This is a genomic window from Moorena sp. SIO4A5 (genome assembly GCF_010672005.1).
In the GTDB taxonomy this organism is placed as follows: Bacteria; Cyanobacteriota; Cyanobacteriia; order Cyanobacteriales; family Coleofasciculaceae; genus Moorena.
In genome coordinates, this window is sequence record NZ_JAAHHZ010000384.1 from 1 (window position 1) to 2,676 (window position 2,676).

The 2,676-nt window shown below is 43.3% G+C and carries 3 protein-coding genes; 2 read left to right on the top strand and 1 reads right to left on the bottom strand.

Annotated elements, in window-relative coordinates:
• Positions 1-1,105 (top strand): adenylate/guanylate cyclase domain-containing protein (locus F6K57_RS37495; RefSeq protein WP_293073433.1); only part of this gene is annotated, 1,105 nt, incomplete at its 5' end.
• Positions 1,106-1,125: 20 nt separating this feature from the next.
• Here F6K57_RS37495 and F6K57_RS37500 read toward each other — a convergent pair.
• A complete protein-coding gene (locus F6K57_RS37500) occupies positions 1,126-1,347 on the bottom strand; it encodes a hypothetical protein (protein ID WP_293026097.1) in 222 nt (73 codons plus the stop codon).
• Between the two features lie 282 nt (positions 1,348-1,629).
• Between F6K57_RS37500 and purC the strand changes: the two genes are divergently transcribed.
• Positions 1,630-2,358 (top strand): phosphoribosylaminoimidazolesuccinocarboxamide synthase, encoded by a 729-nt coding sequence (gene purC, locus F6K57_RS37505; protein ID WP_293026099.1) that lies wholly within the window; start codon positions 1,630-1,632, stop codon positions 2,356-2,358.
• The last annotated feature ends 318 nt before the right edge of the window (positions 2,359-2,676 follow it).

Consider the following 2,676-nt stretch of genomic DNA (forward strand, 5'->3'; position numbering starts at 1 on the left):
AGGGTCACCATCCATGGTTCTGGCAATGCCAAAGTGGGATGACCCGAATGTTTATGTACCCTGGAATGAAACACCCCAGACGGAATCTTCATCTACTTATTATTTGTCAAAATACCAAGTTCAGGAAATTGAACGCAGTCTGAACCTAAGCGTCAATCCTTTGCTCAACCCAGAGGGAAGTGTGCGAGGTGGGTTGGTGGTTTTAGAAGATATGACTCGTGAGAAGCGTATGAAGACAGCCATGTATCGCTACATGACTCCACGGGTTGCTGATCAAGTCTTAGCCCTCGGGGAAGATACCTTAATGCAGGGCAAGAAGCAAGAAGTAACTATTCTATTTTCTGATATCCGGGGCTACACAAACCTCACAGAACATCTCGGAGCAACAGAGGTGGTATCGTTGCTCAACAAGTATTTTGAAACCATGGTAGAGGCTGTATTCAATCACGATGGCACCTTGGACAAGTTTATTGGAGATGCCTTGATGGCCGTGTTTGGAGCACCTTTACCCCTGCAAAATCATGCTTGGAAGGCTGTCAAATCAGCTCTAGATATGCGCTCACGCTTAGCAAAATTTAATTCCAATCGCAGCCGTAATAACCAACCCGAAATCCGGATTGGGATGGGAATTAGTTCTGGAGAAGTGGTTTCCGGCAATATCGGCTCCCAAAAACGGATGGACTATACGGTTATTGGAGATGGGGTGAATCTAAGTGCTCGCCTCGAAAGCGTTACCAAAGAGTATGGCTGCGACATTATCTTGAGTGAGTATACCTATAACTTGTGCCGCGATCGCATTGTGGTGCGGGAGTTAGATCAAATCCGGGTCAAAGGTAAAAACCAAGCCGTTAGGATTTATGAATTAATTGGCAAAACCGACGTATCCCTTAGCGATAACAGAAAACGGTTCTTGGATTTGTATCAAGCAGGGCGTAATGCTTACATCAAACGAGACTTTCAACAGGCACTCAAGTATTTTACTGATGCACTAGAAATACAACCAAATGACCGGCCTGTCAAGCTCCATATTAACCGAGCTAAAAACTATTGTGATCATCCTCCTGATGATTCCTGGGATGGAGTTTACACGATGACCACTAAGTAAAGAATGACGTATTTCATCTTTTATATACCCAGGCTCTTTTTGCTTTGTTTCAACTCTTTCCAGAGTTGTTTAATCTGCTGGTAAGCCTCTTTTGGAGGCAGCTTACCAGCAGTTTCCAGATTACAGATGTAGCTGACTCTTTGAGCAAATTCCTGTAAATTAGCGTTAAAAACCACGTTTTCTGGCTTGAACTGACCGTGATAGGGACTGCGAGGATGTAAAAAATCAGATGGATCTACCATAGCTATTGCCTGTACCAGACCTTCTTAACCTAACCTTAACTTAACTGATTAAATTATAACTCACGCTCCGCCAAATTTCTGATTTTATGTGATTGTCAAGATGTATAGCAATCCTAAATCAGTTATCAAACATGAAAAATCTGAAATCATTGCTGGGCTTGCCTTAAGGGCGATTAGGCGCAGCCGACGCGATCGCGTTCGCTTTGGCCACTATATTTTACGAATCATTTAGGGCTGGTATATCTGTCAATATATTGTCAGTCAACCATCATCTTACTGATTATGTCCCCTGATCAAAAACTCTACGAAGGTAAAGCGAAAATCTTATATACTACCGATGACCCAGAGATTCTACTGACTTACTTTAAAGATGATGCCACTGCCTTTAATGCCCAAAAGCGAGGTCAGATTTCTGGGAAGGGTGAGATTAATTGTGCGATCGCATCTCATTTGTTCAAAGTCCTAGAAGAGAAGGCAATTGCTACGCACTTCATTGACCGTCCTACTCCCAACCAAATGTTGGTCAAACAGGTAAAAATTCTGCCCTTGGAGGTGGTAGTCAGGAACATTGCTGCTGGTAGTCTATGTCAACAAACTGGAATACCAGAGGGTCGGGTACTCCCAAAGCCCTTAGTGGAATTTTATTTGAAGAATGACGACTTAGGAGATCCCTTGTTAACACGCGATCGCTTACTACTGCTGGAACTAGCAACGCCTGAGCAGTTGAACCAACTGATTGAGCAAGCGTTGCGAATTAACCAAATTCTCACTGACTTCTTCTATCAGTGTGGCATTACTCTAGTAGACTTCAAGTTGGAGTTTGGTCTAACCCCGTCTGAAGAACTACTATTAGCCGATGAAATCAGTCCTGATACCTGCCGCCTTTGGAACCAAGCCGAAACTGATCCGGAGCGTCGAGTGATGGACAAAGACCGATTTCGTAAGGACTTGGGAAATGTAGAACAAGCCTATCAGCAAGTGCTACAAAAAATTCTTGAGAGCAAACTCTAATCAGCCTCTGACTAGACCTCACAGGGTAAAAACAAGTGACGGGATTGATGCCATCGTTAACCCGTAACCCAAAAAAATTCAGCACATTGGTAAAAATAACCACAGACGAACGAAAATAGACAACAGGCATGCGCATTGCTTGCTTAGGTCAAGTGTTCAGTCATGGTACTGTGGCTGACAACTAATAACTAATATAATAGTTGCTCCTATGGCACTGGAGTTGTTAGCCCTCCGTCAACCAGTAATCAATGGCTTACTGAGAGTTTACCAATGACCAATGACCCAATAGGAATGGTGTGTGGAAGTGTCAAAAACAAA